Annotated in this window: 4 protein-coding genes; all 4 read right to left on the reverse strand. The window is 46.4% G+C overall.

What is annotated here, in order from left to right; translation table 11 throughout:
- A partial coding sequence (locus AC2JC8_RS10075) for an AIR carboxylase family protein (protein WP_484594683.1) occupies window positions 1–421 on the reverse strand: 421 nt, incomplete at its 3' end.
- Window positions 418–1,227: a methyltransferase domain-containing protein gene (locus tag AC2JC8_RS10080; RefSeq protein WP_484594684.1), complete on the reverse strand. Its 810-nt coding sequence runs from the start codon at window positions 1,225–1,227 to the stop codon at window positions 418–420. The genes AC2JC8_RS10075 and AC2JC8_RS10080, both read right to left, overlap by 4 nt.
- A complete protein-coding gene (locus AC2JC8_RS10085; protein WP_484401386.1) occupies window positions 1,224–1,664 on the reverse strand; it encodes a TIGR03792 family protein in 441 nt (146 codons plus the stop codon). Before AC2JC8_RS10085 ends, AC2JC8_RS10080 begins: the two co-directional genes overlap by 4 nt.
- Window positions 1,661–2,146, reverse strand: coding sequence for a 2-C-methyl-D-erythritol 2,4-cyclodiphosphate synthase (ispF, locus tag AC2JC8_RS10090; protein WP_484594685.1), 486 nt, complete (start codon window positions 2,144–2,146; stop codon window positions 1,661–1,663). The genes AC2JC8_RS10085 and ispF overlap by 4 nt, the downstream gene beginning before the upstream one ends.
- Window positions 2,147–2,216 lie beyond the last annotated feature (70 nt).

Below are 2,216 nucleotides of genomic sequence, written 5' to 3' on the forward strand. Positions count from 1 at the left end.
GTAATTTATGCATAAGCCGATGCAAGCCAGCCACACCAACATCAGCAATTAAATCGGAATGAATTCCATGGCAGGCCAAAGCAAGTTGTGCTTCTGCGGCAACAGTGATATCACTGCTGCCACCGGTGAGGATCGCCACATCACCAAAGCCATTAATACCGGTTTCAGGCAAACTGCCAAGGCTTAAACAGTGCGCCTGGGAATAATATTTAATTGTTGGCAATTCAATTGCAATTTTAGCAGCTTTGTTTTGATCAATTCTTGTGGCAAGCATTAATTCACCCGCAGCTTGCATCTCAAGGGCAATGGCAATTATCTGTTCTGCAGTTTTATGTTCTCCCCAAACTGCTTCCAGCATGCCAATGCGATTACGGCGATCTAAATCAAGCCGATGCAATATATCGCTCTGATCATCTTTCATGTTTTTTGCCAAATCTGTTCAACTAAGGCAGGGGTTTGCCATAGGCTTTGATTGTTTTTAGCTTGGCTAATTTCTGCTTCTAGGGCCGCCTGCTGGCTTTGTGTCCAAACACCATCAGCAATTAGCTGGGCTGGATAACTAGTAAGAAAATCCTCAAGCCATTGGGCTTTTATATGGCCATTAGGGGCGCAGGCAAGCAAGCTGCAACTGCTTACTAGTTCAAAACCCTGCTGCTGCAAAAGTGCTGGAAGCCTGCTGGCCACATTTGGATCACCACCATGGGATTGCCAGTGCTGAATGCAACAGTTAACAAATTCAGCTACTGCTGAACCATGGGGATGTAATGAGAAGGTATCCCAGCGGATGTATTCATGCAGCACTAATTTAGCGCCGCGTCTTAGGGAACTTTTGATTAATGCCAATAGGGGATTTAGATCAGTAAGAAACATGCAAAACCATCTGCACCAGGCGCCATCCCAGCTGTAATTAGCAATCGCTAAAGGTGCTGGCCCTGCCAAATCAAGCAGTTCAGCTTTTAATTGTGGAAGCTGCAATTCTGCTGCCTGTTCATTTAAATATGTGATGTAGCTGGGGGATTGATCAATACCTAGCACCTGGCCAGTTGAGCCAACTCGTTTCGCTAAATCAAAGCTGGCAAATCCTGGCCCGCAGCCAAGATCCAAAAGCCGATCACCACTTTTAAAGCCCGCTTTATCCCAAGCAGCCATCGCTTCTGCTTGCCAGATTTGATGTTGGCGCCCAAGCCGATTTAGTTCTTCGCTGTGGGTGCCGAGCACATAGGTCATTGAATTGGTTGCAAAGATCCGGTGCGTTGTAGGGGTAAGGGTTTTGAGGCACCACTACCTAAGCAGCGTTGCAATATCCCATCAAATCGTTGTTCGGTTTTTTTAATACTGTTAGCTGGAATTGCATCCCATTCGGATTGGCTCAACCAACCAATTAAAACCACAGCCTGTTGGCGAACTGAATCCCAAAGTAATTCCCTGCCTTGGTAACCGCTTTGTTTCTCAAGCCATGGTTCCCATACCTCAGCTTCTGCTGTGCGCCAGCAGCTGGTTTGGTCTTTTGTAACCGGCATCTGTAGAACCTCCACCACCCCTGCATTGGGATCAAGCTCCCGCAGGGCCATAGCTGGGCTTGTTGTTATCAATAGGCAAGCAAACAAGCCCAAAAGGATCAGGCCATTACCCACCAGCGCTTTTAACAATGCAACAATTTTCATAAATGCACCAGTAAGGCAACGGCATGGCAAGAAATACCTTCTTCCCTACCTTCAGGGCCGAGTTTTTCATTTGTGGTGGCCTTCACGCCAACTTGATCTGGATTTACACCTAATGATCCTGCAATTCTTGCTCGTATTGTTTCTATATGGGGCTTTAATTTAGGCCTCTCTGCAATAACAACAGCGTCAATATTTTCCACTTGCCAGCCCTGTTGTTTAATTAAGGAATTCACCTGCTCTAATAACTTAAGGCTATTGGCACCTTTCCATTGGGGATCATCAGGGGGAAAGTATTTGCCAATATCTCCTAGGCTCAAGGCACCAAGTAAGGCATCCATGATGGCGTGAACCAATACATCAGCATCGCTGTGGCCATCGAGGCCAAGCCCATCTGGATGTTCAAGTAATTCGCCACCAATTATTAGTGGTCTGCCTGCAATGAGGCGGTGGATGTCGTAACCATTACCAATACGCACCTGCATAAAAAAACCTGTGACACCAACTGATTTGGGGAGACTAAAACGACCTGTTACTCATCTGTGATTTTGGATC

The organism is Synechococcus sp., assembly GCF_982614295.1.